Source organism: Psychrobacter sp. 78a-MNA-CIBAN-0178 (assembly GCF_040309625.1).
GTDB lineage: Bacteria > Pseudomonadota > Gammaproteobacteria > Pseudomonadales > Moraxellaceae > Psychrobacter > Psychrobacter okhotskensis.
Window position 1 is genome coordinate 1 of sequence record NZ_JBEOOZ010000152.1, and the last position, 258, is coordinate 258.

Sequence of the window (258 nt, forward strand, 5' to 3'; positions counted from 1 at the left end):
GAACAGTGTTGAACGCAATTAGACTAACTGGGTCAAGACCCGCTACGTCACGCACGTCAACTTTGTATAAGTTGCGAGCTGCTAAGAATAAATTCTCATCAACTTCAGCTGTAACAATTAGAACATCTTCTAAGTTCATTGCTTTTAATTTAGCTTTCAGCTCTTTAGTTTTAGGAGCTTCAACACCAAACGATTCAACAACAACTAGACGCTCTTGACGTACCAATTCAGAGAATATGCTCTTTAGAGCACCACGGT

1 protein-coding gene is annotated in these 258 nt (G+C 39.9%); it reads right to left on the bottom strand.

All coding sequences use genetic code 11. The features are described 5' to 3' along the window. Positions 1 to 258, bottom strand: a 258-nt coding sequence (rplD, locus tag AAEY80_RS14650; protein WP_350588614.1) for a 50S ribosomal protein L4, incomplete at both ends; no start/stop codon positions are given.